Annotated in this window: 32 protein-coding genes; 15 read left to right on the top strand and 17 right to left on the bottom strand. The window is 55.0% G+C overall.

Going from position 1 to position 23,020, the window contains the following annotated elements; genetic code table 11:
• Nucleotides 1-4 precede the first annotated feature (4 nt).
• The 7 genes from LDN84_RS09960 to dsrA all read right to left on the bottom strand — a co-directional run bounded on the left by LDN84_RS09960 (nt 5) and on the right by dsrA (nt 4,699).
• On the bottom strand, nt 5-739 hold the full coding sequence (locus tag LDN84_RS09960; protein ID WP_223911958.1) for a respiratory nitrate reductase subunit gamma: 735 nt from the start codon (nt 737-739) through the stop codon (nt 5-7).
• Nucleotides 740-769: 30 nt separating this feature from the next.
• Complete coding sequence (locus tag LDN84_RS09955; protein ID WP_223911955.1) at nt 770-1,102, bottom strand: TusE/DsrC/DsvC family sulfur relay protein; 333 nt, start codon at nt 1,100-1,102, stop codon at nt 770-772.
• Nucleotides 1,103-1,141: 39 nt separating this feature from the next.
• Complete coding sequence (tusB, locus tag LDN84_RS09950; protein ID WP_223911951.1) at nt 1,142-1,441, bottom strand: sulfurtransferase complex subunit TusB; 300 nt, start codon at nt 1,439-1,441, stop codon at nt 1,142-1,144.
• Nucleotides 1,442-1,455: 14 nt separating this feature from the next.
• The gene (gene tusC / locus LDN84_RS09945; protein ID WP_223911948.1) at nt 1,456-1,851 is read right to left on the bottom strand and encodes a sulfurtransferase complex subunit TusC; all 396 of its coding nucleotides are present in this window, start codon (nt 1,849-1,851) and stop codon (nt 1,456-1,458) included.
• Nucleotides 1,852-1,871: 20 nt separating this feature from the next.
• Entirely contained in the window at nt 1,872-2,231 is a 360-nt protein-coding gene (gene tusD / locus LDN84_RS09940) for a sulfurtransferase complex subunit TusD (protein ID WP_223911945.1), read from the bottom strand.
• Nucleotides 2,232-2,308: 77 nt separating this feature from the next.
• On the bottom strand, nt 2,309-3,379 hold the full coding sequence (dsrB, locus tag LDN84_RS09935) for a dissimilatory-type sulfite reductase subunit beta (protein WP_223911942.1): 1,071 nt from the start codon (nt 3,377-3,379) through the stop codon (nt 2,309-2,311).
• Nucleotides 3,380-3,418: 39 nt separating this feature from the next.
• Nucleotides 3,419-4,699 carry a dissimilatory-type sulfite reductase subunit alpha gene (dsrA, locus tag LDN84_RS09930; RefSeq protein WP_223911926.1) on the bottom strand — a complete coding sequence of 427 codons (1,281 nt, stop codon included), beginning with the start codon at nt 4,697-4,699 and terminating at the stop codon, nt 3,419-3,421.
• A gap of 288 nt (nt 4,700-4,987) precedes the next feature.
• Here dsrA and LDN84_RS09925 point away from each other — a divergent pair, with 288 nt between their 5' ends.
• The 10 genes from LDN84_RS09925 to LDN84_RS09880 are packed head-to-tail and all read left to right on the top strand — an operon-like array spanning nt 4,988 to nt 11,637.
• Nucleotides 4,988-5,227, top strand: a complete 240-nt coding sequence (locus tag LDN84_RS09925) for a DUF6967 family protein (RefSeq protein ID WP_223911910.1) — start codon at nt 4,988-4,990, stop codon at nt 5,225-5,227.
• Nucleotides 5,224-5,838, top strand: coding sequence for a type I-MYXAN CRISPR-associated protein Cas6/Cmx6 (gene cas6 / locus LDN84_RS09920; RefSeq protein WP_223911907.1), 615 nt, complete (start codon nt 5,224-5,226; stop codon nt 5,836-5,838). The genes LDN84_RS09925 and cas6 overlap by 4 nt, the downstream gene beginning before the upstream one ends.
• 36 nt (nt 5,839-5,874) lie before the next feature.
• Entirely contained in the window at nt 5,875-6,204 is a 330-nt protein-coding gene (locus tag LDN84_RS09915; protein ID WP_223911903.1) for a TusE/DsrC/DsvC family sulfur relay protein, read from the top strand.
• 12 nt (nt 6,205-6,216) lie between these two features.
• A complete protein-coding gene (locus tag LDN84_RS09910; protein ID WP_223911900.1) occupies nt 6,217-6,834 on the top strand; it encodes a hypothetical protein in 618 nt (205 codons plus the stop codon).
• A gap of 2 nt (nt 6,835-6,836) precedes the next feature.
• On the top strand, nt 6,837-7,763 hold the full coding sequence (locus LDN84_RS09905) for a TauD/TfdA dioxygenase family protein (RefSeq protein ID WP_223911898.1): 927 nt from the start codon (nt 6,837-6,839) through the stop codon (nt 7,761-7,763).
• A 15-nt stretch (nt 7,764-7,778) separates the two neighbouring features.
• Entirely contained in the window at nt 7,779-9,254 is a 1,476-nt protein-coding gene (locus LDN84_RS09900) for a 2Fe-2S iron-sulfur cluster-binding protein (protein ID WP_223911895.1), read from the top strand.
• Nucleotides 9,255-9,283: 29 nt separating this feature from the next.
• Nucleotides 9,284-9,676, top strand: coding sequence for a S24 family peptidase (locus LDN84_RS09895; RefSeq protein ID WP_223911892.1), 393 nt, complete (start codon nt 9,284-9,286; stop codon nt 9,674-9,676).
• Nucleotides 9,677-9,716: 40 nt separating this feature from the next.
• Nucleotides 9,717-9,935: a hypothetical protein gene (locus LDN84_RS09890; protein ID WP_223911889.1), complete on the top strand. Its 219-nt coding sequence runs from the start codon at nt 9,717-9,719 to the stop codon at nt 9,933-9,935.
• Complete coding sequence (locus LDN84_RS09885) at nt 9,928-10,905, top strand: MBL fold metallo-hydrolase (protein WP_223911886.1); 978 nt, start codon at nt 9,928-9,930, stop codon at nt 10,903-10,905. Before LDN84_RS09890 ends, LDN84_RS09885 begins: the two co-directional genes overlap by 8 nt.
• 36 nt (nt 10,906-10,941) lie before the next feature.
• Complete coding sequence (locus LDN84_RS09880) at nt 10,942-11,637, top strand: class I SAM-dependent methyltransferase (RefSeq protein ID WP_317134835.1); 696 nt, start codon at nt 10,942-10,944, stop codon at nt 11,635-11,637.
• Nucleotides 11,638-11,946: 309 nt separating this feature from the next.
• Here LDN84_RS09880 and LDN84_RS09875 read toward each other — a convergent pair whose 3' ends face one another.
• Nucleotides 11,947-12,234, bottom strand: a complete 288-nt coding sequence (locus tag LDN84_RS09875) for a hypothetical protein (protein WP_223911883.1) — start codon at nt 12,232-12,234, stop codon at nt 11,947-11,949.
• A gap of 194 nt (nt 12,235-12,428) precedes the next feature.
• Between LDN84_RS09875 and LDN84_RS09870 the strand changes: the two genes are divergently transcribed.
• Both LDN84_RS09870 and LDN84_RS09865 read left to right on the top strand, forming a co-directional pair.
• The gene (locus LDN84_RS09870; RefSeq protein WP_223911880.1) at nt 12,429-12,914 is read left to right on the top strand and encodes a hypothetical protein; all 486 of its coding nucleotides are present in this window, start codon (nt 12,429-12,431) and stop codon (nt 12,912-12,914) included.
• A 1,097-nt stretch (nt 12,915-14,011) separates the two neighbouring features.
• Nucleotides 14,012-14,512, top strand: a complete 501-nt coding sequence (locus LDN84_RS09865; RefSeq protein WP_223911877.1) for a hypothetical protein — start codon at nt 14,012-14,014, stop codon at nt 14,510-14,512.
• A gap of 67 nt (nt 14,513-14,579) precedes the next feature.
• On the opposite strand, the gene LDN84_RS09860 is transcribed toward LDN84_RS09865, so the two are convergent.
• The 8 genes from LDN84_RS09860 to LDN84_RS09825 form a co-directional block, all read right to left on the bottom strand.
• Nucleotides 14,580-14,960: a hypothetical protein gene (locus LDN84_RS09860; protein WP_223911874.1), complete on the bottom strand. Its 381-nt coding sequence runs from the start codon at nt 14,958-14,960 to the stop codon at nt 14,580-14,582.
• A gap of 218 nt (nt 14,961-15,178) precedes the next feature.
• Nucleotides 15,179-15,472: a TusE/DsrC/DsvC family sulfur relay protein gene (locus tag LDN84_RS09855; protein ID WP_223911872.1), complete on the bottom strand. Its 294-nt coding sequence runs from the start codon at nt 15,470-15,472 to the stop codon at nt 15,179-15,181.
• A 38-nt stretch (nt 15,473-15,510) separates the two neighbouring features.
• The gene (locus LDN84_RS09850) at nt 15,511-15,888 is read right to left on the bottom strand and encodes a thioredoxin family protein (protein ID WP_223911869.1); all 378 of its coding nucleotides are present in this window, start codon (nt 15,886-15,888) and stop codon (nt 15,511-15,513) included.
• Nucleotides 15,889-15,893: 5 nt separating this feature from the next.
• Nucleotides 15,894-17,003, bottom strand: coding sequence for a YeeE/YedE family protein (locus LDN84_RS09845; RefSeq protein ID WP_223911866.1), 1,110 nt, complete (start codon nt 17,001-17,003; stop codon nt 15,894-15,896).
• 26 nt (nt 17,004-17,029) lie between these two features.
• Nucleotides 17,030-17,914: a hypothetical protein gene (locus tag LDN84_RS09840; RefSeq protein ID WP_223911863.1), complete on the bottom strand. Its 885-nt coding sequence runs from the start codon at nt 17,912-17,914 to the stop codon at nt 17,030-17,032.
• A gap of 6 nt (nt 17,915-17,920) precedes the next feature.
• Complete coding sequence (dsrE2, locus tag LDN84_RS09835; protein WP_223911860.1) at nt 17,921-18,391, bottom strand: sulfur carrier protein DsrE2; 471 nt, start codon at nt 18,389-18,391, stop codon at nt 17,921-17,923.
• A gap of 43 nt (nt 18,392-18,434) precedes the next feature.
• The gene (locus tag LDN84_RS09830) at nt 18,435-18,662 is read right to left on the bottom strand and encodes a sulfurtransferase TusA family protein (protein ID WP_223911858.1); all 228 of its coding nucleotides are present in this window, start codon (nt 18,660-18,662) and stop codon (nt 18,435-18,437) included.
• Between the two features lie 284 nt (nt 18,663-18,946).
• Nucleotides 18,947-19,360 (bottom strand): DsrE family protein, encoded by a 414-nt coding sequence (locus LDN84_RS09825; RefSeq protein ID WP_223911855.1) that lies wholly within the window; start codon nt 19,358-19,360, stop codon nt 18,947-18,949.
• 194 nt (nt 19,361-19,554) lie between these two features.
• On the opposite strand from LDN84_RS09825, the gene LDN84_RS09820 reads away from it, so the two are divergent.
• Genes LDN84_RS09820 through LDN84_RS09810 form a run of 3 tightly spaced genes read left to right on the top strand, consistent with a single transcriptional unit; the run spans nt 19,555 to nt 21,770 of the window.
• Nucleotides 19,555-19,857 (top strand): c-type cytochrome, encoded by a 303-nt coding sequence (locus LDN84_RS09820; RefSeq protein WP_223911852.1) that lies wholly within the window; start codon nt 19,555-19,557, stop codon nt 19,855-19,857.
• An 11-nt stretch (nt 19,858-19,868) separates the two neighbouring features.
• Nucleotides 19,869-21,161 carry an NAD(P)/FAD-dependent oxidoreductase gene (locus tag LDN84_RS09815; protein WP_223911849.1) on the top strand — a complete coding sequence of 431 codons (1,293 nt, stop codon included), beginning with the start codon at nt 19,869-19,871 and terminating at the stop codon, nt 21,159-21,161.
• A gap of 9 nt (nt 21,162-21,170) precedes the next feature.
• Nucleotides 21,171-21,770, top strand: a complete 600-nt coding sequence (locus LDN84_RS09810; protein WP_223911846.1) for a c-type cytochrome — start codon at nt 21,171-21,173, stop codon at nt 21,768-21,770.
• 49 nt (nt 21,771-21,819) lie between these two features.
• On the opposite strand, the gene LDN84_RS09805 is transcribed toward LDN84_RS09810, so the two are convergent.
• A complete protein-coding gene (locus LDN84_RS09805; RefSeq protein WP_223911843.1) occupies nt 21,820-22,914 on the bottom strand; it encodes a YeeE/YedE family protein in 1,095 nt (364 codons plus the stop codon).
• Nucleotides 22,915-23,020 lie beyond the last annotated feature (106 nt).

Genomic DNA, 23,020 nt, shown 5'->3' with positions numbered 1-23,020 from the left:
ATGCTTAGGCTTTTTTATCCAGAGCGGCTGCCCAAGCCGAAATGTGGCGAACTTCGCGGGCGTTATCCACTTGATTGCGGGTCGGGCTGAAAAACAGGCCGGGTGCATGCAAGAGTTTGCTGATTGGAAAAATAATCATGAGAACCGCCACCAGGCCCAAGTGCACCAACAGCACCGGATCTGCAGGCAAAGGCTGTACGTTCAGGCGCATCAGCCCCAACACAAAGGCCTTGAGCGCCACGATGTCGGTGTGGGCCACAAAACGCATGGCCAGTCCACTCAAGCCAATGGCCAGCAGCAGCACCAGCATCAGGTGATCCGAAGGCGTAGAGATGTAGCGCACCCGATCCACCAGCCAACGCCGGGCCCACAAGCCACCCAGCGCGGCCACCATGGCAAAACCGGCGTAGAGACCAAAGGGTTGAACCAGCACCACAGGCCACCAAACCGGCTCCTGAAAGTAGCGCAGATGGCGCAACACCACCAGCAGCAGCGCTACGTGGAACAACCAGCCAAAAATCCAGGTCCATTTGCTGGACTTGAACAGGCTCTCGAAAAAAACCACTTCACGCGCCATGCGCCAGCGCACGCCACCCACGGTGGTGGGGGCCGGTGTGGTGGGGATTTTTAAAGGCGCGGGTGTTTGAGCATAAATCCGAATTTTGCGAGCCACCCCAACAACGAAGATGAGGGTGGCAAGGTAGAGCAACACCGCATAAACAATGGTCAACATGGTCATGGTCTGGCCCGCAAGTTCGTGGATGTCAGCTCAGATACAGCCTGTGGGCTTGGGCAAGCCAGCAATCTTGCAAGCTTGTTTGGCCGGGCCATAAGGGAACAGGTCGTACAGGTACTTGCTGTTGCCTTTTTCTTCGCCAAATTTCTTGCCAATGGCCTTGGTCAACACACGCACTGCGGGTGCAATCTGGAACTCGTTGTAATACTCACGCAAGAAGTTGATCACTTCCCAGTGGTTGTCGGTCAAGGGTACTTTTTCTTCTTCTGCCAGGTGAACCGCTGCGTCAGTGGTCCATTCGGCCAGGTTGATCAAATAGCCTTCTTCGTCAGTTTCATAGGTCTTGCCGTTGATTTCAAAGCTCATCTTGTGCTCCTAGTTGTAAATATTGAAAGGGTTTGCGGCTTAGAGCCAGGAATGGGAGGTGTCGTATTTCTCGACCAGATCAACAAATCCGCCGTAGTCCACCAGGTTGACACCCGGCATCAATTTGGCCGACATGCCGCGTGCGTCCAGATCAGGTTGCAACACAAACACGCTCAAGTTGGCGCAAGCTTGTGTCATGCGCTCCTGTGCGGCGCTTCCCTGTGTGGCGGCATAAATACCGTCTTCGATCAACAACAAGGCATGCCCTGGCTGGGCCAGGCGCAAGCAGGTATCGAGCGTGTTTTTTTCAAAAGGTGATTTGTTAATGATGTGCAGCATGTTCGTCTTTCTCTTTAAAAGCTCAGGATCACGTCCTGTTGCGCCATCAGTTCACCCATTTGTTTGGCATCGAGCACTTCCACCGGCACCAGCAGATCACTGGCACTCAAACCACGTTGATCCAGAGAGTCCTGATCGACGTAGAGTTTTTCAACGTCATAACCGTCCAAGGCCCGATAACTTGGCGAAAAGTTCTTGATGCCAATGCCCTTGGTTTGCTGGCCCTTGGCCAGCTCATACACACCATCGTCGATAAACACCAGGCTCACGTCCTGGTCAAAGGTGGCGGTGATCAACACCACTTCCAGGCTTTCAAGGGCGTAGATGGTGCCGTAAGGGGCCTTGCGGTTGACAAACATGAATTTCTTCACTTTGGGGCCGCTGGCTGCAGTTGTTGCTTGTTCACTCATGGTGTGTTCTTCTCAAGGGGTTAATCACCAAAGGTCACCAGGCGGTCGGCCTTGATGCCACTGTCCACCAACTGGCCCAGACCCGAAATGCGAAACCCGGGAGCCAAGACTTCTTCTTTGATGCCCCGGCGCAAGGCCGCAGCCACACACACCACCAGATCAACCTTGTGCTCAGCGGCCAGGCTAGACCAGCGGTTCACCACATGGCGGTCATCTTGCGGAGGCTCGGTGAGCCGGGTCGCGTTGTTGACCCCATCGTGGTAGAAAAACACACGTTGAATGGTGTGGCCTTTGCTCAGTGCCGCCACCACAAACTGGTAAGCGCTGTCTGACGCCTGGTGCGTGTAAGGGCCTTCATTGACGAGTACGCCAAATTTCATGGTAAATCTGTGCTCCTGATTTTTGCGGGACAGAGCTTGAGCTCTGTCCTCAACGGTTTGTCGGATGTGGGTCGTTCTTAGAAACGAATGTGGGTCGAGGCGTTCAGGCTGGCACGAGAACCACGCCAGTCATCAATCAGGTACTTGGTAAAGGGCAAGTCGCATTTTTCAAAGAATGCGGGCCAGCCAATACGGTCAATCCAGTCGGCCATACGTTCCCACGAACGGGCATCGGCCTTGTAGGTGGTCAAAATTTTCTTGACCATGGCCGAAACCTCTGGCCACCGCGGCGCGTTATTGGGCAAGCCCGAAGCCACCATCTTCATGAAAGTTGGTTTGCCACGCGCGTTGGAATTCTTGCCACCCACCCAGATCGCCAGCTTGCTGTTTTCCGGGTCATTGATTTGCATCGGGGGGCAGGGTGGGTAGCAAGCGCCGCAGCACATACATTTGGACTCGTCAATTTCAAGTGACGGTTTGCCATTGACCATGGCCGGGCGAATCGCCGCCACCGGGCAACGCGCCACCACGGTGGGGCGTTCACACATGTTGGCTACCAAGTCGTGGTTGATCTTGGGGGGTTTGGTGTGTTGAACAATGATGGCAATGTCAGCCTGGCCGCCGCAATTGATTTCGCAGCAAGAGGTGGACAAGTGAACCCGGTTGGGCATTTCTTCCTTGATGAATTCCTCATGTAATTCATCCATCAATGCCTTGACTGCGCCAGAGGCATCGGTACCTGGAATATCGCAGTGCAACCAGCCCTGGGTGTGGGCAATGGCAGATACCGAGTTACCGGTGCCACCGACCGGAAAACCGTTGGTGGTGAGCGCCTCGATCAAGGGCTCCACACGGGTCGGGTCAGACACCATGTACTCAATGTTGGAGCGGATGGTGAAGCGCACATGGCCGTCGGCATAGGTATCGGCAATGTCGCACAGCTTGCGGATGGTGAACAAATCCATCTGGCGCTGTGTGCCGGCACGCACCGTCCAGATTTGGTCGCCGCTGTGGGCCACGTGGTGCAGCACACCGGGGCGTGGCCGATCATGGTATTTCCAGTTGCCGTAGTTACGGGCCATCAACGGGTGCAGGTATTGCTTGTTGTCGGGTACGCCGCTCTCAATGGGGGTGCGCATAGTTGCCATGGTGATCTTTCTTAGTCAGTTATCTAGGACAAGCTGGTTTCAGGCAGCGGCTTTGCGGGCGTTGATCTTGGCGACCTCGTCATCCCAGCCATCGGTACGAACGTAGGGGTTGGTGCGGGGTGTCGACACCATGCTGGGGTCAATCTCCAGGCCAATACCTTCCAGGAAATTGATCAGGCCAATACGCTCAATCATTTCCCCGGTGCGCTCATGCTCCAGTGCGTTCTCGGCAAAGAAGTCAATCGACTTTTGGCCGATTTCAACCAGGGCCTCATAGTCTTCGTCCGTCTTCATGGGCAAGAACGGAACCACCACTGTGCCCATCAGGTCACCAATCTTGAGGGTACGTTTGCCGCCCATCAAAATGGTGACCCCTTTGTCAACGCCCGTACCCAGCGCCCCGGTCATGACGTTGATGCAGTGCATACAACGCACGCAATTGCCGTTGTCAATTTCCAGTGAGTTCGTGTCGCTGACCGCCACCGACGAAATTTTGGCCCCCCGGCACACATCTTTGCTTTCCTTCAGCATGATGGCTTTGGTCGGGCAGCGGCTGACCACGTCATTGACCAGCTCGGTCATGCCATGCTTGTCAAACCATTTGCGAGCCAGCGCTTCATCGGTACGGATGTTGTCGCGCCAGGTGCCAATCACCGCCATGTCGGCGCGCTGGATGGAGTTCATGCAGTCATTCGGGCAACCCGAAAACTTGAACTTGAACTTGTAAGGCAAGGCCGGGCGGTGCATATCATCCAGGAAGGTGTTGAGCACTTGACGATGCGCACGGGCTTCGTCATAACAGGACTGCTCACAACGGGCAGCCCCCACACACGACATGCTGGTCCGCACGGCCGGGCCGGCCCCCCCCAGATCAAACCCCAACTCGTTCAACTCATCAAACGCCCCTTGCACATTGGCAGTGCTGGCCCCCTGGAACATGATGTCACCCGACTGGCCGTGAAAAGCGATCAGGCCTGAGCCATGTTTTTCCCAAATGTCACACATTTTGCGCAGTACATCGGTGTTGTAGTGCATGCCAGCGGGTGGCTGAATCCGCAAGGTGTGGAATTCTTTGGAGGCGGGAAACATCTCGGCCACTTCGGAGAAACGTGGAATCACCCCGCCCCCGTAGCCAAACACACCAACCGTGCCGCCCTTCCAATACCCTTTGCGGGTTTTGTAGGAGTGTTCCAACTGGCCCATCAGGTCAGTCATGTACTCACTGTCTTTGGCCAGGCGTTTCAGGCCTGTCACAAAACTGGGCCACGGACCGCTTTCCAGCTGGTCGAGCATGGGGGTGTCATGTTGCTTCTTGCTCATCGAGTGTCTCCTGTCATGGGGCGCAAGGCTTGCGCTGATCGGTCGAACCGGGCGTTTTGGTCAATCACACTGGGCAGTGCACATTGATCAAATCTGGGCTAAATCGTAGGAGCCAGCGCCACAGTTCACCATCCCCCTCGTTGGGTATTTAGGGCTACCCATTTGGGCTATACCTCCCCACCCGTCCCGGTAATAGACGATCTACCCCTCTATTGCGCCCAATAGAGGCCTAGGCAATTTGCTTGGCATTGAGCCTGACAAATGTTGACTGATCTCACCCAACAACCCATGAACACCCTCACGCCCCTTGCCAAACTGACCATTCCCATCGGCGGGCAAGTCATTGAATTGCAGCAACTCGACTACGAGGCCGGTGGCATGAGCCTGCTGCGCACCCGCATTCGCGAAAAAAGCCGCTTCACCGTGTTTGACATTGACCCGCAGTCGGCCCAGCTCTGGGGCGAGGCCTTGCTGCGCTGGGCGCAAGCACAAGCCGCAGCCATGCCGGATGCGGAGGTGTCTTCATGAGCTTGAACCCAGTGCTTGAGAGCACATCGGTCGATGTGGTTTTCCCTCTGGAAGGGGCGTTTCTGCCGCGTGATCACGCCCAAGTGCTAAAAGATGCGCTGTGCCACCAATGGCCGTTTCTTGAACAGGAAAGCCAGGTTGGCATTCACGCCGTGAAACTCGTCAGCGGCTGCGATGAACCCGCCCTGCTGTCACGTCGCACCAAGCTGTTGCTGCGCGTCCCCACCCAGCTGGCCGCTGAATTGATGGCCACACAAGGTGTTGATGTGCAGTTGCAAGGCCAAACCCTGCACCTGGGCCAGCCTCATACCCGCGAATTGCAGCCCCATGCCACCTTGTACGCCTACCAGGTGGCCGCCAGCAGCGCCGATGAAATGGCCTTCATGGCGGATGTGACACGCGAGCTGGCGAGCCTGGAGATTGCGGGTGAACGTGTCTGCGGCAAACACCAGCACATGACACTGAGCGGCGCTGTGCTGAACACCTTCAGCCTGATGCTGCATAACTTGCGGCCAGAACAATCCTTGCGTGTGCAAGAGCACGGCATTGGTCCCCACCGGCTGTTGGGATGCGGGCTGTTTATTCCTCACAAATCCGCAGCAGCGGTGTGAATTTTTCAATTTTTTCAACTGACAAGGAGACAAGACATGGGTTACAGCATCAATGGCACCGAGGTTGAGGCCGACGAGCAAGGTTTTCTACTGGAGCCACTGTATGACGATGAAGCCGTGCGGGTGATTGCGCAGGCCGAAAACATCAGCCTGACCGATGCCCACTGGGAAGTGGTGAACTACCTGCGCGAAGAATATCGCGAGCACGGCCACACCCCCAACTTTCGCAACATGCTCAAGGGTTTTGCCGAAATTCACCCCGGTGTGGACAGCAAATACCTGTATGACCTGTTTCCGATTGGCCCAGCCAAACAAGGCCCCAAAGTCGCCGCCCTGCCGCAACCGCTGGGCAAAGGCGGCTATTAATTCGAGATAAGCATGGCCAACATCAGAATCAAAAACCAGTGGTTTCGTGATGGCCCGGCCAAAACGCCACAGCAAAACGCCAGCGCCATGGCCTTCATCACCTGGCGTGTGGCACAAAACACGCTTAAGCAAATGCGTAGCGCCAGCTTTGACATTGAGATTGGGCCGCAGTACTTTGCCTTCACCCGTGAAGTGCTGGTGTTTTTGATTCAGGTGATTGACCGTCTGGCTCATGAGCGCATGGCTGCTGATTTGCGGGCTGAATTCATGACCGCGCTGGTCATCCGCGTGGCAGAAGTCCTGCAAGACAACGAAGACGGTCTGCTCGGCCCCACTCTAGCCGGACAAGCCAGCTCCAGAGATCAATTCATTGACCTGTTCAACGAATTGGCCGACCACTATGCAGACTTTGGTTTCAACACCGATGGCCCGGACTTTGCCTTTATGCGCTACCTGGGCCACCGCATTGAGGCCCTGATGCCGCAAAAAGATCAGCGCTGGGTGGTGGATCAAATCATGGCCAGCGAAGTGCCCGATGCCTTTGGCATGATCAAGCGCGGCCTTCACGGTGTGTTGTCCACCGAGCCACGGCCGCAACGCGCAGTACGTGCAGTGGCCTCGGGTGATTAGCCATGCCCTTTGACCTCGCCCAAACCACAGCCTACCAGCGCTGGCGCGAAGCCAAGCTGGCCAAGCTGCCGCGCCAGGCCAGCGACCTGATCGTCGATGTAGCCGACCCCAGATCACTACAAAAAGAAGAGCTGCTTGCGCTTATTCAACGCTGCTCAGAGGCCAATATGGCCATATATCGCAGCCCGATCAAAGACGAAGACAAGGCGATTCCCCTGCGCCTGGGTCAGCAATTGGGCCTGCACCGGCTCGACGGCAACTGGCTGGCCGATGAAGATGGCGTGTCACCCATTGCCGTGGCCGCCCCGGTAGGGGATCGCCCGGCCTTTATCCCCTACACCAACCGCCCGATCAAGTGGCACACCGATGGCTATTACCAGCCCCCTGAGCGCCTGATCCGTGCCATGGTCTTGCATTGTGTGCGCCCGGCCAGCAGTGGTGGCGATACCGCGCTGATTGATCATGAGATGGCCTACATGGCCCTGCGTGATGCCAACCCCGAATGGGTTCGCGCCCTGATGGCAACTGACGCCATGACCATTCCCGAGCGGCTGGACGACGATGGTATTGCCCGCCCGGCACAGACCGGCCCGGTGTTTTTGGTTGATGCCCAAAGTGGTGAATTACACATGCGCTACACCGCCCGCACCCGCAGCATCGTCTGGAAAAACAATACCGCCACCCAGGAAGCCATCGCCTTTTTGACCGAGTTTCTGGCCAGCGACAGCCCCTGGGTGTGGCGTTTGCGCTTGCAGGCTGGCATGGGGCTGGTGTGCAACAACGTGCTGCATGACCGCAGCGGTTTTGTCGATGACCCGCTGCACCCCCGGCTGTTGTACCGGGCTCGCTACCTGGATCGCATCAGTTCTGCGGAAATTTATAACAAATCAGCCTCTAGCGCTTTATTAACATGCGCAAGCAGCTATTAAATAGATAGTAACACCATGACCCACAAAGTCAGCATCTGGCGCGCCGCACAACTACTGGGGATTGCACGTGGGGTGTTGCAACAGCAGGTGCGAGAAGGCACGCTGGTGCTGGAAGATGGCTGGGTGTCCACCGATGTGCTGGCGCAGCTCTACCCGCATGCCCAACTGGAAGAGTCCGGCATGCTGGAGCGGGTGAGCCAGATTCGCGACGAAGCGTTTGGCAAACGGGTGCGCGAGCGCCTGTTGCCCAGCCAGGAGGTGTTGGCGCAGCGCATGTTTGCCCAAAGCCAGGAGCTGGCCGACTTGCGCCGCCATTTGCAGCGCTATCACACCCTGGTGATTGAGTTGCAGCAAAAAATCCGCCAACAATGCCAGCAGCAACCCAGTGCCGTGGCCTGGCTTGAACTGGAACAACAAATCACCCAGGGCTTGGCCCAGGCCCTGGCGACCGAGCCAGTCGGCATGCTGGAGGTGATGGACGATATGCTCAAAATCATGACGGCCCATGTCACAGTGCGCCCCAGCGGGCACGAATTCTCGGTCGAAGGCCACGCCAATCTGTTGCAAGCCGGTTTGCATTCCGGGCTCAAGCTCAATTACGGCTGTGGCAACGGCAGTTGTGGCATGTGCAAGGTGCGAGTGATTGACGGCAAGGTGGCCCCGACCCAGCATTCAGACTACATTTTTTCAGAGGCCGAAAAAGCCCAGGGCTACACCCTGATGTGCTGCAACACCGCCGCCAGCAGCAGCCTCAGGCTGGAGCTGCTCGAAGCCAGTGGCCCACAAGACATTGCACAGCAACTCATTGTGAGCACGGTGCGGGCCATCACCCCCCTGGGCCCGGACACCTTGCTGCTGCACCTGCAAACCCCACGCACTCACCGCTTGCGCTTTCTGGCCGGCCAGTCCGTACAGCTTGGCCTATCCTTGCCGGGGCAAGGCGACATGTCGACCATCTACCCGGTGGCCAGTTGCCCGTGTGATGACCGGAACCTGCTGTTTTTTGTGACCCGCAACCCGGCTGATGCCTTGGCCAGCCAACTGTTTGCGGGTCATGTCAAACACGGCACCAGCCTCACGGTGACGGGCCCCAGCGGTGAATTTGTGTTGTCCGCAGGTCACCGGCCGTTGGTTTTTGCGGCTTGTGATGAAGGTTTTGGCCCCATCAAAAGCCTGATCGAATACGCCTTGTCACTGGATGCTGCGCCATCACTGTCCCTGTTTTGGCTGGCCACCCGCAGCGACGGTCACTTTTACAGCAACCAATGCCGTGCCTGGTCTGACGCATTGGATCAGTTCGAGTTTGAGTTGGTCACCCAACCCGATGCTGCCATGGGAGCCTGGCAAATTGCCCAAGCCATGCGGGCAGATTTGTTTGACATTGACTGCGACTTTTACCTGGCCGGGCCGATGAACTTCATCCAGACTTTGCATGATGAATTACGCACCTCGGGCGTGGCCGAATCACAAATTTTTACCCAACTGCTTTGATGCCGTTGCGCTTACCCACTTTTTTGGCCATGCAAACACCTTCAGCACACACCACAACATTACCCACCGGGGCAGAAACCCATTCGCAGCCGGTTGCCAACAACATGGCTCTGCCCGATTGCGCTGGTGGCGAGTCTTTTGCCCTGATGGTGCACGGCCAAAGCATGGTGCCCGAGTTTCAGGAAGGTGAGATCATTCTGATCGAACCCGAAGGCCTGGCCAAAGAGGGCGCGTATGTGCTGGCCTGGCACCAGGACGAATGGACGTTCAGGCAACTTTTGCGCAACACTGAGGGCTGGTTGCTGCACGCCCTGAACCCGGCGTTTGCCGATGAAAAGCTGGCTGATTTATCGGCCATCAAAGGGGTCATCATCCAGAAAGCCTTGCCGGGCAGACGACGCGCTTCCAAGTTTTATGTCTGATGTCATACAAGCCCCCCTCACAACGCCACCCTGAAACACCATGCCTTATTACATTTACCGCGTCAAACCCTTTGGTCAACTTGAGCAGCTCAGTGTGTTTGACAATTTTCCCGATGCCTCGAAACAAGCCAAAGTGCTGCGCCAGCAGCTTGACCTGCCTGCCACAGACAAGGTGAAGGTGATTTTTGCGGACGATCCTTTTCAAGCAGAAGACCTGCTCTGCCAGGTGCGCGTGGCGGGGCCCAAAGGTGATGATTAAGCCCAATGCGCGGGCATCTTTCAGCCTGAAGATGTGGAAACACCTCGCCACCCTTCTACTGCTGGTCGCCGCCCACACAACGCAGGCCATCGAGCCGATCTTCAAAACCGTGAAAGTCACCGACCGGGTCTATGCCCTGGTGGGGGAATTGACCCAGCGCTCGCCGCGTAATCTGGGCAACAACATGACCTGCGGCTTCATCCTTGCCGATGATGGCGTGGTCGTGGTGGATTCAGGTGGCTCAGCAGAAGGGGCCAAGGCGATTGTCCAGGCGATTCGTGCGGTCACAGACCAGCCGGTGCGCTGGGTCATCAATACCGGTGGACAAGATCACCGCTGGTTTGGCAATGATTATTTTCAGCGTGTGATTGGGGCCAAGGTGATTGCGTCCGAGCCCGGCGTGCTGGACATGAAAGCCCGTGGGCTCCAGCAATTGGAAGCCGCCCGTACCAACCTGGCCACACATTTTGCGGGCACCGTGCTGGCCTACCCGGATGTCACGTTCAGCAAACGCCACAAACTGGCCGTACGTGGCATCCACATTGAGTTGATGGAATCCGGTGGAGCCCACACCCAAGGCGACCTGTTGGTGTGGTTGCCCCAAGAAAAACTGGTGTTCTCGGGCGACGTGGTGTTCACTGACCGCCTGCTTGGCATCATGCCCGGTACGGGTTTGAAATGGATCACCGCCCTGACCTATCTGCGTGATGAATTACACCCCGCAACCGTCATCCCTGGGCACGGCAACGTAACCACACTGGAGAAAGCCATGAAAGACAGCCTGGGTTACCTGACCCTGCTGCGCGATGGTGCTGCACGGGCATTTCAAAATGGGGCCTTTGACCCGGTAGAGGCTTCGCAGCAGATTGACCAATCACCCTATGCGTACCTGGAGAACTTTAGCGATACCCAGTTTCGCAGCAACAACGCCATTCGCATGGCCGAAGAAGTGTTTGCGGGCATGCGCTGAAGCGATGGATTGGCAAGCACTGCGCATGAAGGCCCCATGGCCGTGGCATGCGCCTTGCTTATCAGCCCACGCGCACTGCCCCACGCCATGCTCAAATTTGAAAGACCCGTCATGCACACCAAAGACCATTGGGAAAACGTTTACAGCCACAAACTCGCCACCGATGTCAGCTGGTTTCAGCCTCACGCAGAACAATCCCTGCGCCTGATTCGCAACACCGGCGTGCCAGAATCAGCCGCCATCATTGATGTGGGCGGTGGTGCCTCCACGCTGGTGGATGATCTTTTGCAGCACGCCTTCACCAATCTGACGGTGCTGGATCTTTCAGCTGCAGCGCTTGAGACCGCCCGTGCACGACTCGGTACACAAGCCCGCCAAGTGCAATGGCGGGTGGGCGACATTACCAAGGTAAGCTTGCCCCAGCATGCTTTTGATGTCTGGCATGACCGCGCCGTGTTCCACTTTCTGACCGATCCCCAAGACCGCCAAGCCTATGTGGACTGCGTGTTGCGCAGCGTAAAACCCGGTGGCCACGTCATCATGGCCACATTTGCCAGCGATGGCCCGCTGCAATGCAGCGGCTTGCCAGTGATGCGCTACGAGCCCGAAGCCTTGCACGCCGAATTTGGCGCGCCTTTTGTCTTGCTCAGCCATGAGCGCGAAGACCACCACACCCCTTTTGGCACGGTGCAAAAGTTTGTTTACTGCTATTGCAGAAAGCAGCTCTCGTGAGTTTTCTCTAATTCAGAAACAACTATTTTTGATAGCTGCTAGCGCTTATTCAATAAGGGTTAGGAGCCAATTTCATATAAATTATTGGGGGGGGGGCAGACACCCATTTCGCTGCCGCGCAAATCTTCCTGATCGGGGCCGAATTCACCTGGGTATGCGAACACATTGGGGTCAAGAAAACCGCCCAGTGATGCCGACCGCCAAAGGCTGGCTGGCTGGCTAGCTGGCGATGGCATGGCTTGACATTGCGCTGCGGGGTGAGTTTGCATACAAATTGGCCTCTAGCCCTTTATTGACCTGCGCAAGTAGCTATATATTTTGAATAACTTGACGTTTTTTCATGCAGGCTTGAGTGTGGGCTGATTTTTGATGCATTTTTGGCTTGTAGCCCTTGTCTACATTGCGCAGACAGCTATTGATTGAATAGTTTTTCAGCCCTCTATCTACCCGCCTCTTTCCACCCGCACCGCGGCGCAATGAGGTATCAACACTCAATCTCAAGCGCACCCAGTACAAATCAACCTTCTCGGTGCTGAGGCTAAGGTGCATGTACCGAATGCGCTGGCGCAACTGATCTAGCAGGCGGGTTGATTGCAAGGATGGTGTGCCGTGTTTCAGGGAAAATTTAGACTTGGTTACGTATCCACCGTATCGGCCTGCAAGCTAGACTAGAAGCCACTTTCAGGAGAATTTCATGACCAAATTAATACGCAGCGACCAGAATATTTTGCATGTCTTGCGATGGACATTACGTTGAACTCACAGCCACCTCCTCTACGAGTTCTCCAACAATGGATGCAAAACCGTACACCAAGACACTGCAAGACGAACTCGACTGGAAGCTTCTGGACCAGTTGTCGGGTGTAGTTAGCCAGATCAGCAGCTTCTGCTTTGAAACCAAGAAGTTCTGCGTAACCACACTCTTTGTCGTCATGACCCTCATAGTGAAGTTCACCAGCGACAAGTTGGACGATTCGATCTTTGTCGCCGGTCTTCTCATCCCCCTCTGCTTCTGGTTTCTCGACTCTACGGGTTACTTTTATCAAGTCAAGCTCAGAGGAACGATGGAACAAATACGTTCTCGACTCGCCTCAAGAGACCTGCGCCCACTGGTCGCGGCCGATGGCACAGGAATTATCGCGAAAGACAGGGTAAACATTCCCAACTACCGCAAAGTCCTGGACGCTGCTCTCAATCACTCGATGTGGCTGTACGCTGTCCTTGTCATTGCCAATCTTGCCGTCTGGGCGTTGTTCAGCATTGGAAAGATCAAGTGAAGGTTTTTGTTAGCTACTCTCGCCGCGACGGCGTGGTTACGAAGCCCATGCTTGAACTACTGGACAAGCACCTCCGGGAGGTATGCACTCCATTCATTCATTGTTTACACGGTTCGAACCGGCGCTGGGAACAGCTACACGTCGTCAGGGCACTCTTGGCTTCGCACACGCTACTTCTGGTCGAGTCGCCTGCTGCTGAGTCGTCCCCGTGGGTCAGGATGGAGGTATGGTTGGCTCGGCTTCTGTGCAGGCCAATGATTCGGCTGCGCGCAAGCGATATCGGAGTTGTCGTCGAGTGAGGCCTAATCGGGTAGCCAGGAGCTTCTAACTCCCAGCCCCCACACCACCCACCGTGCGGGTCCTTCGTTTAGCGGTTCAACAAGTTGGCACGCTCGACGAAGTCTTCCTCTTCTTTTTTGCCGTGTAACCCTGTGCCTTGCACCACAGGTCTTTAGTTCCGGCATAACTTGAGTACAAGTTAGCCTTCTCCGAAACTTCGTTTTCACACTGAGCAAACCTTGCTCCTTTAACCACGCGTTGAAAATGGCTTGGTTGATGACTGGGGTTCTGGACATCTGCCAGTAGCTGTTGCTACTGCACCCGTGTTGAATTGCCGACTTCAAGCTCACGCCCAAAGCCAGCAGATTCTTGATCTTCGTGCGTGGCCAGCCCCAGGTAAGAACGCGAACTGCTCTAGGCACAAACACCGCATTTACCCTAAGCACCGAACCGGTGGGCTTTGCTGTCATGTGCCAGCTTGCCTCGACTCCCTCGGCCTTGACTATGCGGTTTCTGTCCGTCGTCTCGCACATTTGCACTCGGGCTTCCTCCAGACGGGCCTTCACAGAACCGCCCCTCCGTGCTCGTCGGCAGACGAGTACGGACACGCCGTCGGCTGGTGGTTAAGATTGCTCTCTATGAGTCCAATTCGGTTCTCCCACAGGGGACTTTCACCCCATAAGTTCGCGCCCATGCTGGGCGCACGCAGGTTCGTCGAATGGACCCACAACGGCGGCCACGTGGTCGTCATTCTTCAATGCTGAGTGCGCCGTTGCGGCCCATTCACGGCCGACGTTAGGCCGCACAGACTGTGCATCATGACTGAATTTTCTTCACGCCACCTTGAGGCATTTCGGCGATTTTTGAGTCTCTTGCCTCATGGGAAAGACCCGGAGTTAGTTCTCCTGAAAGGGCACTTGCTCATTGAAGAACAGATCCGCGCTCTTATTGACTGTCGGCTTCAGAACCCTCAAGCACTGAAGGAAGCCAACGCAAGATTGGACACGCATCAAGCAATACAGCTTGCTAAGGCGTTCTTCCCTCCAGGTCATATGGTCGAGATATGGCGGGCTGTTTCGAAGCTCAACACCCTGCGTAACAACATCGCACACAACCTGGTGGAAAAAGGGAGCCTTGCGGACAGAATTGAAGCCTGGGTACAGAGCCTTCCAACGGGAGCCAAAGATTTTGACGACTCGACTACAAGGTTCGAGATCACATTGTGGGCGTTATTCGAAGCCGTCTCTTCTCTAGTCGATGATTCAGGCACTTGGGGGTTCGACAAAGAATCGTATGGAGAATCCGAAAGTGCGTCCTAATCGGGTAGCCAGGAGCTTCTCCCCCGGCCCCCACACCACCCACCGTGCGGGTCCTTCGTTTAGCGGTTCAACAAGTTAGCACGCTCGACGAAGTCTTCTTCCTCTTCTTCTTTCCCGTATAGCCCTGTGCCTTGCACCACAGGTCTTTCACACTGAGCAAACCTTGCTCCTTTAACCAGCCTTGCAGGCCGCACCCACGCCACAGGCGTGGCCTCTTCGCGCTGTCCAACAGTGCGCAGGCACTGTTGGAGCCGCAGCGCTCAGCGTTGGAAATGGCTCGGTTGATCACCGAGGTTCTGGACATCTGCCCGTAGCTCTTGCTACTAACACCGAGCTGAATGGCCGACTTCAGGTCACCCCCAAAAGCCAGCATATTCTTGATCTCGGTGGCCGGGTTGGTGTTTGGCCAGGATGCGGCACGCGGCGCGATCGAATGACAATTGCGCACCCTGATGGGCGAGTCAGGGGCCAGCGCAGCACAGGCCTTGCTCGCCAGTGTGAATCAACAAATTGACTTCTAGCCCTTTATTTACCTGCGTAAGTAGCTATATTTTGAATAGCTTTATGCGGCATTTCAAATCTGGCTGTTGTGGTCATTGGCGCGGGCCTGTTCGACTTTCTTGCTGTCAAATGGGACTGCGCTGTCACAAACCTCCAAGTCAGGGCCTAAACACAACCAGTAGGTTTGGGCAGACCACCATACTTGGTGATGGGTTTCATCGGGCCGGTCATCCACAGCTTGAACACGGCGTTTTGATCTTCCTCGATGTATTTGGCAAATTTTCGGATCGGCGGCACGCTGCCGAATTCTTCGTAATAGGCCCGCGCTTTCAGAATTTGTGACCACTTGAGATCATCCAGTTCAAAGCTGTCAGCCTGGGCCATGGCACGGCCAATGTCCTCTGTCCAGGTGGCCATATCGGTCAGGTAGCCATCACCATCACGCTCGGGAAGATTCATTGGGCAGTCTCTTTCTTGGTTGCTGATCAGGTTAAGGCCTATTCGGCCATGGTCGATGCGCTCAGATGGGTTTGATCCGCATGCTGCGCCATCAGTTGATCCAGAAACCGGCGCAAAAAGCCTTCGGTTTGTATGCTGTGAAAACGGTCGGTCACCATGCCATGGCTGTAGGCGATCACGGTTGGAAAGCCTTTGGCCTGATGCCGGCCAGCAATGCGCATGTTTTCATCGGCATCCACTTTGGCCAGGATGAACTGACCGGCGTATTCCACGGCCAAGCGTTCCAGCAAGGGGGTTAAAACCCGGCACGGGCCACACCATTCGGCACCGATATCCAGCACAACCGGCACGCTGTGCGAACGCTGAATGACACGTTCCTCAAAATCCGCCTCTTCGACATCGATGATCGACTTCATGGCCTTCACGCACGCCAGTTTTGGTAGTGCATGGTGGCCACAGACCCCGCCATGATGCTGGCCAGTACCAGAAATGAGCCCACCGCCAGCGTCGAGACACCCGACAAGCCTTGCCCAACGGTGCAACCCAATGCGGTCACCCCGCCAAAGCCCATCAGCACAGCACCCAACAGTTGGGTGCGCAAATCATCCACCGAAGCAAAACCTTCCCAACGAAATTGGCGCGAGCTGACGGCATAAACCCATGAGCCCAGCACCACCCCGATGGCGCTGGCAATGCCAAAGCTGATCAATAAGGATTTGTCCGTCCAAAGCATCAACAACTCCAGACTGAAGGCGGTGGGGGCCACAAAACTGAAGGACTCCAGCGTGCGGGTGTTGGTGGCAAAGTAAACCATCTCCATCGTGTCAGGGTTTTCGCCGTAGCCAATGTGACCCGTAAGGTACCAGGCAGCCACCACCAAGCCCCCCAACACGATGCCCCCCACCAACTGATTGGTATTGCTGCGAAAGCGCTTGTCTTTCAATGCAAAGACCAGCAAGGCCAGGCTCAGCACCGACACACTGGCCAGCACGGCCACTTTGTCCGCCAAACCCGTAACTTTGGCGAAGATCAGTGGCAGGGTTTGCCCCGTGAGCCCCCAGCGGGACAAATCCAGTGTCACCGGGTCCAGAAAACTGGCACGCCACTGGCCGAACAAGCCTTTAAGCGTCATGTAGGCAGAAATGGCCACAAACACCAGCACCACCAGCGAGCGCAAGCTGCCGCCCCCCACACGCACCAGATTTTTGTTGACACAGCCCCCGGCAATCGTCATGCCGATCCCAAACAAACCGCCCCCGATCAACAAGGACAGCCAGGGCAAGCTGGGCCGCACATAGATGGATTTGGACAGATCAATCAACCCCTGCACATGAAGCACCTGAGTGCCCACCATGGCCACGGCCATAGCCAACAGCCACATTCGCATGCGCCCCCAATGTTCCATGTTGACCACATCAGAAATCGCCCCCATGGTGCAAAAATTGGTTTTGTTGGCCACTACACCAAACACGAAGGCCAACACAAAGCCTCCCCAAACAACCCAGGCAGACGGATTCATGGTTTCAGTCATGTCACAACTCCAAGTGTCCTTAGGGCCTAATTGCCGGAAGCGCCAGAACTTGCCAAACGCACCAATGTGTTCCGAATAGCTTCCGGCGCATTGATGATGCCCATGAATTGCCCCATACCCAAAGCTGGCCAGGCCAGTGCGATGCGGTACCGCGCATAAAGAGCGTAAACCTTGTGATCCACAATAAACAGCTCATAGGGCAACGCAGCCGGAAAATCTGTACCAATCTTGTTGACCCACCAGGCTTCACCGTCGTTGCCACTGTTCATGGCCACACCAAACACCGCCATTTTCTGAGCCGGCATGACCACTTCGTACACCCGCTGGGTATCCCCCACACCTTTGGCCAGGTTGCCTTGAACCGCTTTCAGGGCTTCATCAAAATTGGCAAAACTGCCAATCTCGCTGTTGGCTGAATCAAAGCGCTCCATGCCAAACATATAGCGGTAATCGGTCAGTTGCCCCTGGGGTACATCACCCCCAAAACCAGTCCCCTCGCCCAACGCTTTGCTCAAACGCAGCTGGACAGATTTGACCGCTTCCTGAGCACCAGAAAATTGGTTGCGCAAATAAGCCCGATACCAGTAGTCCGGTGTCATGTAAGAAACACTGCCATCCGCGGAAATACCCACACGCAGGCCCGCCGCAACAATGCTGCTACTGGTTCCAGTGGTACGAATCAATTCCAGCATAGCGGGGTCAGAAACCACCACACTGGCCTGACCCGCAATGCCTTTGGGCATGTGATGCCCCAGCACCGTAAAGCCCTCGGCTTGCAGTTTTTTCTCAACCTGAGCCAACTGGGTTGGCAAATCAGCACCGGATATCTTGCCAGCGTGTGTGTAAGGTGCCAGAGCCAGGCTGAGTTGCGCCGCACACAGCAGGGCGCAACCCATGAGCCATTGTTTCATCATGGCTCAGATGAACAGGCAAACATCAGACTCACCGGCGAACTTCATGAAGGTGGCGGCCCCGCCGTACTCCACATCCTTGATGAATTCGCTGGTTTCAAACTCAAACAGGTCCACCGTCATCTGGCAGGCGACAAATTTGACATCAGACTCCAGGCAGATGTCACGCAGCTCTTGCAGCGATGCCACCCCCTTGGACTTCATCTTGTTTTTCATCATCATGGTCGCCATAGACTCCATGCCAGGCAGCATTTGCACCATCACCGGCATCGGCACCGGCATCGGCATGGCCGGATTGGCCAGTGGACTGATCTTGATGTCATCAAGGCTTTTGCGCAGCAGTTGCAGCCCGTAAAAGGTGAAAAATATCTGGACATCCCAGCCCAACGCCGCTGCGGTGGAGGCCAAAATGAATGGCGGATACGCCATATCCAAGGTGCCTTTGGTGGCGATCAGTGCCATTTTTTTGCTTGCCATGCGAGCGCTCCGGGTGTGTGGTTAAGTGTGGTCAAACTGGAAATCAGGCTTTCTTGAGAAAGAACACAAACTTGCTGTTTTCACTACCCTGCTCCAGCAAGGTATTGCCGGTTTGCTCCGCAAAAGCGGCCATGTCACAGACCGAACCCGGATCTGTCGCAATCACCTTCAACACTTGCCCGGAACTCATGTCGACCAAGGCTTTCTTGGTGCGAACAATAGGCAGCGGGCAAGAGAGTCCAGACGCGTCAAATTCTTTGTTAAATTCCATGAGATGTCTCCGTAAATTGATGATTGAAAGCAGACTTTTTCAATAAATACCCCTATCGGGATACTCAAAAAGCTGTCACGCTGCAACAATTTTCAAGGCCAGCGCCGCCAACGTCCATCACCGCGAAGGGTGGCCCGGGGTAGCCCATATGGGTTATGTCCTGAGCGACCATGGCTCGGAATCTTCCATGACTTGTGTCACCAGGAGAAATACCCGTTGTCAACGGACACAGCTCAACGCCACTCCGCCCCGCTTTGGGGTCAACTGACTTCTTTTTGATCGACTCAGGGCTTGAGATAGGCAAAACCCTCTTTGCTTTGAAGTTTTGCAGCTTCGGCCACCCCTGAGGGCACCAGCTTGGTCTCCATCAACAACTTCCCAGGATCGATATGGCGAGAAGTGAGCGTGTTGTTACAGACCCTGAACTCCACACCCTGACCTGCCAAATCACTGACCAGTCCTGAGAATTCACGGCCTTTGCTGTCTTTGGCATCCGCAATCAGAAAATCAACCCCTGGCCCATTGGTAACCACCACAATTTTCGCTTTGGGGTCAGCATGGAGGTGATTCTTGATATTGTTCAAAGCACCCACAGCCGTATCAATTCCGGTGGTGATGTGATAAACAACCTTGGTGTCTTGGGCGTTGGCCACCATGGCACACAAAGCCAGAAAAATGGAAAGTAAAAGTTGTCGCATGATTTGTCTCCTGTTGAATGGGTTGTAGAAAGGTTGGATGATGAAGCGAATGACAAAAACCTCGGGTTTATCCGGTCATCGACATACCGCTGCACACAGTACCATTTGTATATCCGAAATTATTTATGGATTTATTCGGATCAATTAACCGTGCCAACCCAAGGTCTTTGGATTGGCCGTCTCAAGGAGTTCTCTTGAAAACATTCTGCAGATTTTTCTCAGGCCTGGCACTCGCCAGCCTTTCCACTTGGGCGAGTGCCGATGCCTTACAAGTACGCAGTATGGCGGCCTCATGTGCTGCTTGCCATGGGACGCATGGCTTGGCCCAAAAGGGAATGGAATCCTTGCGTGGCAAAACCAAAGATGAATTGTTTTCAAAAATGCAAGACTTCAAGTCGGGCAAAAAACCAGCCACATTGATGCACCAAATTGCCAAGGGGTACACCGATGTCCAAATCGAGCAGCTTGCCAGTTACTACTCATCACTCAAAAATTAGGGATAAAGATCATGTTACGTCGTCAATTTGTGAGAACTTTGGGTGTCGGCTCAACAATGGGAGCACTGGGTGGGTTAAGTCTGCTGTCGGGCTGCACCACCACGGGTGCAGGTAATGGACTCAAAGTGGTTGTGGTGGGGGGCGGCTTTGGTGGAGCCACCGCTGCCAAGTATGTACGCATGTGGTCTGACTATGGCATTGAAGTCACCTTGGTAGAACCCAATGCAAATTTCATCTCTTGCCCCATTTCCAACCTTGTGCTTGGTGGCACCAAAACCATGGCTGACATCACCACACCTTATGATGGTTTGGTCAAAAATCATGGCGTGAAACTTGTGCATGACACCGTCAGTGTCATAGATGCGGACAAACGTATCGTGAAACTGGCTAGTGGTGGCGCGTTACCTTACGACCGACTGATTTTGTCGCCTGGCATTGATTTCATGTGGGATACCTTGCCCGGCATGGCCAGCGCAGGTGCCAAAGACAAGGTTCTGCATGCCTGGAAAGCAGGTGCACAAACAGTAGCCTTGCGAAAACAACTTTTAGACATGCCCGATGGCGGCGTGTTTGCACTTACGATTCCTCTGGCCCCCTACCGTTGCCCCCCCGGCCCCTATGAAAGAGCCTGCCAGGTGGCTCACTACTTGACCCAGACCAAACCCAGATCCAAGGTGCTGATTCTGGATGCCAATGACGATGTGACATCTAAAGGCCCGCTGTTCAAAAAAGCCTGGGCCGAACGTTACAAGGGTATGGTTGAATACCGCAGCAAACATGCCTTGGCCGACGTGGATGCGGCGAGCAATACCCTCAAGTTCGAGTTTCAGGATGATCTGAAGGCGAACGTGCTCAATGTTCTGCCACCCATGCGGGCGGGTGCCATCGCGGTGCAAACCGGCCTGGCCACGGCCAACCAGCGCTGGTGTGAGGTCGACTTTTTGACCTTCGAGTCCAAGGCTGTCAAAAACATCCACGTGCTGGGGGATTCCATTCAAGTGGCACCTGCCATGCCTAAATCCGGTCACATGGCCAATCAGCACGGCAAAACCTGCGCAGCAGCCGTGATTGCATTACTGACAGGCCAAACACCAAACCCCTCACCCATCTACAACAACACGTGTTACAGCTTTGTCAGTGCGGAAGATGCCGTGCATGTAGCCAGTGTGCACACCTACGATCCCGTGCACCAAACCATGATCGCGGTGGCAGGCTCAGGTGGTGTGTCCAAAGCGGCCAATGAACTTGAAGGACGTTTTGCCTTGTCTTGGGCGCAAGGTATTTGGGCTGACACCTTGATGTAAGTACAAACCATGCCATACGGAAAAACTTTTACAGCTTCACTGCTGGTCTTGGCACTGGGTTCAGCCTGGGCCCAGGCTGACCAGGCACGTGCTGTCAAAATTGTGTCGGGGTCATGTTTTTTGTGTCACGGTGAAAACGGCGAATCATCCAGTGAAATATTTCCCAAACTTGCTGCACAACACGCCAATTACATTGCCAAACAACTCGCCAACTTCAAGTCTGGTCAGCGTAAAAGTACAACCATGGCAGACATGGCAGCACGCCTCAGCCCGGATGAGATGTTGGCCTTGGGGCAGTATTTCGAATCCAAAAACTCTGAGAAAGAATTGGTCAAAGATCCAGATCTGGCAAGCGTAGGACGCTACATTTTTAATAGTGGCAACAAGTTCAGTGGTGTCCCCGCCTGTGCCAGCTGTCACGGCAAAGAAGGTTTGGGCAACGCCAACTTACCACGTTTGGCCGGGCAGTATGCGTCTTATATTGAAACGCAACTCAAACTCTTTAATCAACGTGAACGCACCAATGACAATGCCGTCATGCATTCAATTGTCAGCAAAATGACACCGCTCGAAATGGCGGCTGTTGCGGAGTACATCAGCAGTAAATAAGCTGGAGTCTTCAAGTCTTAAGTGCACCCTTGGAGCCAACGGTAGTTGTTCAGGGTGCTTTATCACCTACGGCGGCATGAACCGGGGTAACGCAACCGGAGGACGAATCAATCAGGCGGTCAGTCACCCCGGCTCCAACCCACATTCCAGCCAAAGCCAGCCAGGCCGTCAAGGCGAAAATGGAACCTCCCGTGATGCCGGCACCCACCGCACAACCGCCTGCCAGCATGGCACCAAAACCCATCAGCATCGCCCCAGCAATATAGCGGCGCATGCTGTAGCCGTCTTTGAAGCCCTCTAACGCAAAGTCTTGGCCCACCCATGCCCCAAGGAATGAGCCCAAAAAGACACCCGGCAACATTCCAAAGTTGAACCCTATTTCGGGTGCTGGCGAAGCCACCACACGCATCAGCCATTCGGCAGAAGGACCGCTGAATGTAAGCCCTTGTACCGGCACCACCTCGAAGGAATTTTTCGACACCCAATAATTAAAGCCCCAGGCAGCGGCAACCGCCAGACCAGCCCCCACACCACCAACCCATTTCCAAACGCCCCAACCACTGCGGACAGAGAAATACAAAGCAGCCACAAACCAGATCAAGCCAAAAACCAGGCCACCAAAATGCCCGGCACCCACAATGGCCAAAAGGTTTCGCGCACTTCCGCCATCCACTGTCCACCATCCGCTAATGACTTCTCGCCAGGGAGCGAGTACGCCACCTAAAGCAGCTTGTGCCGTGACTGCAAATATGAGCCCCGACAACAAGGCGCGCAAATTGCCATTGGCTGACAAAATCAACAGCCGACTGGCGCAGCCACGTGCCAGGATCATGCCCGAGCCAAACAATAGTCCTCCGATGAGTGCGCCAGAGATACTTCCGGTAGCGGATATTTGCCGGGTGACAGCAACATCCATGTGTCCCGTCAGGATCAACAACTGAACACCGATGACTGCGCTAGAAAAGGCCAGTAACCAGACAGAAATTTTTTCACCAAAGTTGTGATGCCAGAACTCCAGCGTAGCCGCACGCAAACAAAATTTGGAGCGTTGTGCAAAAAACCCAAACATGAGCCCAACGATCAGACCGCCCCAAGCCAACACGGTTTTTTCGCCGTAGCTTTCAATAATGGCCACAATATTCATTGAGTCTCCATGTAATTTACTTTTGGCTTATATTACAGACTCAAGAATAAGCCACAACATTGCTTTGGAGACTTCATTGAAAAAAATAATTAGTGTGTCGCTTTTA

The sequence above is a fragment of the Rhodoferax lithotrophicus genome (assembly GCF_019973615.1).
Taxonomy (GTDB): domain Bacteria; phylum Pseudomonadota; class Gammaproteobacteria; order Burkholderiales; family Burkholderiaceae_C; genus Rhodoferax; species Rhodoferax lithotrophicus.
The sequence above is the reverse complement of the archived record's forward strand: the minus strand, read 5'-3'. Positions and strand labels throughout refer to the sequence as shown.

Coding starts and splice junctions, on each gene's coding strand:
- dsrB (WP_223911942.1), bottom strand. CDS start 3,379: ATGGCAACTATGCGCACCCCCATTGAGAGCGGCGTACCCGACAACAAG.
- LDN84_RS09890 (WP_223911889.1), top strand. CDS start 9,717: ATGCCTTATTACATTTACCGCGTCAAACCCTTTGGTCAACTTGAGCAG.
- LDN84_RS09805 (WP_223911843.1), bottom strand. CDS start 22,914: ATGAATATTGTGGCCATTATTGAAAGCTACGGCGAAAAAACCGTGTTG.
- LDN84_RS09955 (WP_223911955.1), bottom strand. CDS start 1,102: ATGAGCTTTGAAATCAACGGCAAGACCTATGAAACTGACGAAGAAGGC.
- LDN84_RS09905 (WP_223911898.1), top strand. CDS start 6,837: ATGCCCTTTGACCTCGCCCAAACCACAGCCTACCAGCGCTGGCGCGAA.
- tusC (WP_223911948.1), bottom strand. CDS start 1,851: ATGAGTGAACAAGCAACAACTGCAGCCAGCGGCCCCAAAGTGAAGAAA.
- cas6 (WP_223911907.1), top strand. CDS start 5,224: ATGAGCTTGAACCCAGTGCTTGAGAGCACATCGGTCGATGTGGTTTTC.
- LDN84_RS09915 (WP_223911903.1), top strand. CDS start 5,875: ATGGGTTACAGCATCAATGGCACCGAGGTTGAGGCCGACGAGCAAGGT.
- LDN84_RS09855 (WP_223911872.1), bottom strand. CDS start 15,472: ATGAATCTTCCCGAGCGTGATGGTGATGGCTACCTGACCGATATGGCC.
- LDN84_RS09825 (WP_223911855.1), bottom strand. CDS start 19,360: ATGCGACAACTTTTACTTTCCATTTTTCTGGCTTTGTGTGCCATGGTG.
- LDN84_RS09900 (WP_223911895.1), top strand. CDS start 7,779: ATGACCCACAAAGTCAGCATCTGGCGCGCCGCACAACTACTGGGGATT.
- LDN84_RS09830 (WP_223911858.1), bottom strand. CDS start 18,662: ATGGAATTTAACAAAGAATTTGACGCGTCTGGACTCTCTTGCCCGCTG.
- LDN84_RS09885 (WP_223911886.1), top strand. CDS start 9,928: ATGATTAAGCCCAATGCGCGGGCATCTTTCAGCCTGAAGATGTGGAAA.
- dsrA (WP_223911926.1), bottom strand. CDS start 4,699: ATGAGCAAGAAGCAACATGACACCCCCATGCTCGACCAGCTGGAAAGC.
- LDN84_RS09845 (WP_223911866.1), bottom strand. CDS start 17,003: ATGACTGAAACCATGAATCCGTCTGCCTGGGTTGTTTGGGGAGGCTTT.
- dsrE2 (WP_223911860.1), bottom strand. CDS start 18,391: ATGGCAAGCAAAAAAATGGCACTGATCGCCACCAAAGGCACCTTGGAT.
- LDN84_RS09910 (WP_223911900.1), top strand. CDS start 6,217: ATGGCCAACATCAGAATCAAAAACCAGTGGTTTCGTGATGGCCCGGCC.
- LDN84_RS09880 (WP_317134835.1), top strand. CDS start 10,942: ATGGCCGTGGCATGCGCCTTGCTTATCAGCCCACGCGCACTGCCCCAC.
- LDN84_RS09870 (WP_223911880.1), top strand. CDS start 12,429: ATGGATGCAAAACCGTACACCAAGACACTGCAAGACGAACTCGACTGG.
- LDN84_RS09960 (WP_223911958.1), bottom strand. CDS start 739: ATGACCATGTTGACCATTGTTTATGCGGTGTTGCTCTACCTTGCCACC.
- LDN84_RS09840 (WP_223911863.1), bottom strand. CDS start 17,914: ATGAAACAATGGCTCATGGGTTGCGCCCTGCTGTGTGCGGCGCAACTC.
- tusD (WP_223911945.1), bottom strand. CDS start 2,231: ATGAAATTTGGCGTACTCGTCAATGAAGGCCCTTACACGCACCAGGCG.
- LDN84_RS09895 (WP_223911892.1), top strand. CDS start 9,284: ATGCAAACACCTTCAGCACACACCACAACATTACCCACCGGGGCAGAA.
- LDN84_RS09850 (WP_223911869.1), bottom strand. CDS start 15,888: ATGAAGTCGATCATCGATGTCGAAGAGGCGGATTTTGAGGAACGTGTC.
- LDN84_RS09815 (WP_223911849.1), top strand. CDS start 19,869: ATGTTACGTCGTCAATTTGTGAGAACTTTGGGTGTCGGCTCAACAATG.
- LDN84_RS09925 (WP_223911910.1), top strand. CDS start 4,988: ATGAACACCCTCACGCCCCTTGCCAAACTGACCATTCCCATCGGCGGG.
- LDN84_RS09865 (WP_223911877.1), top strand. CDS start 14,012: ATGACTGAATTTTCTTCACGCCACCTTGAGGCATTTCGGCGATTTTTG.
- LDN84_RS09810 (WP_223911846.1), top strand. CDS start 21,171: ATGCCATACGGAAAAACTTTTACAGCTTCACTGCTGGTCTTGGCACTG.
- tusB (WP_223911951.1), bottom strand. CDS start 1,441: ATGCTGCACATCATTAACAAATCACCTTTTGAAAAAAACACGCTCGAT.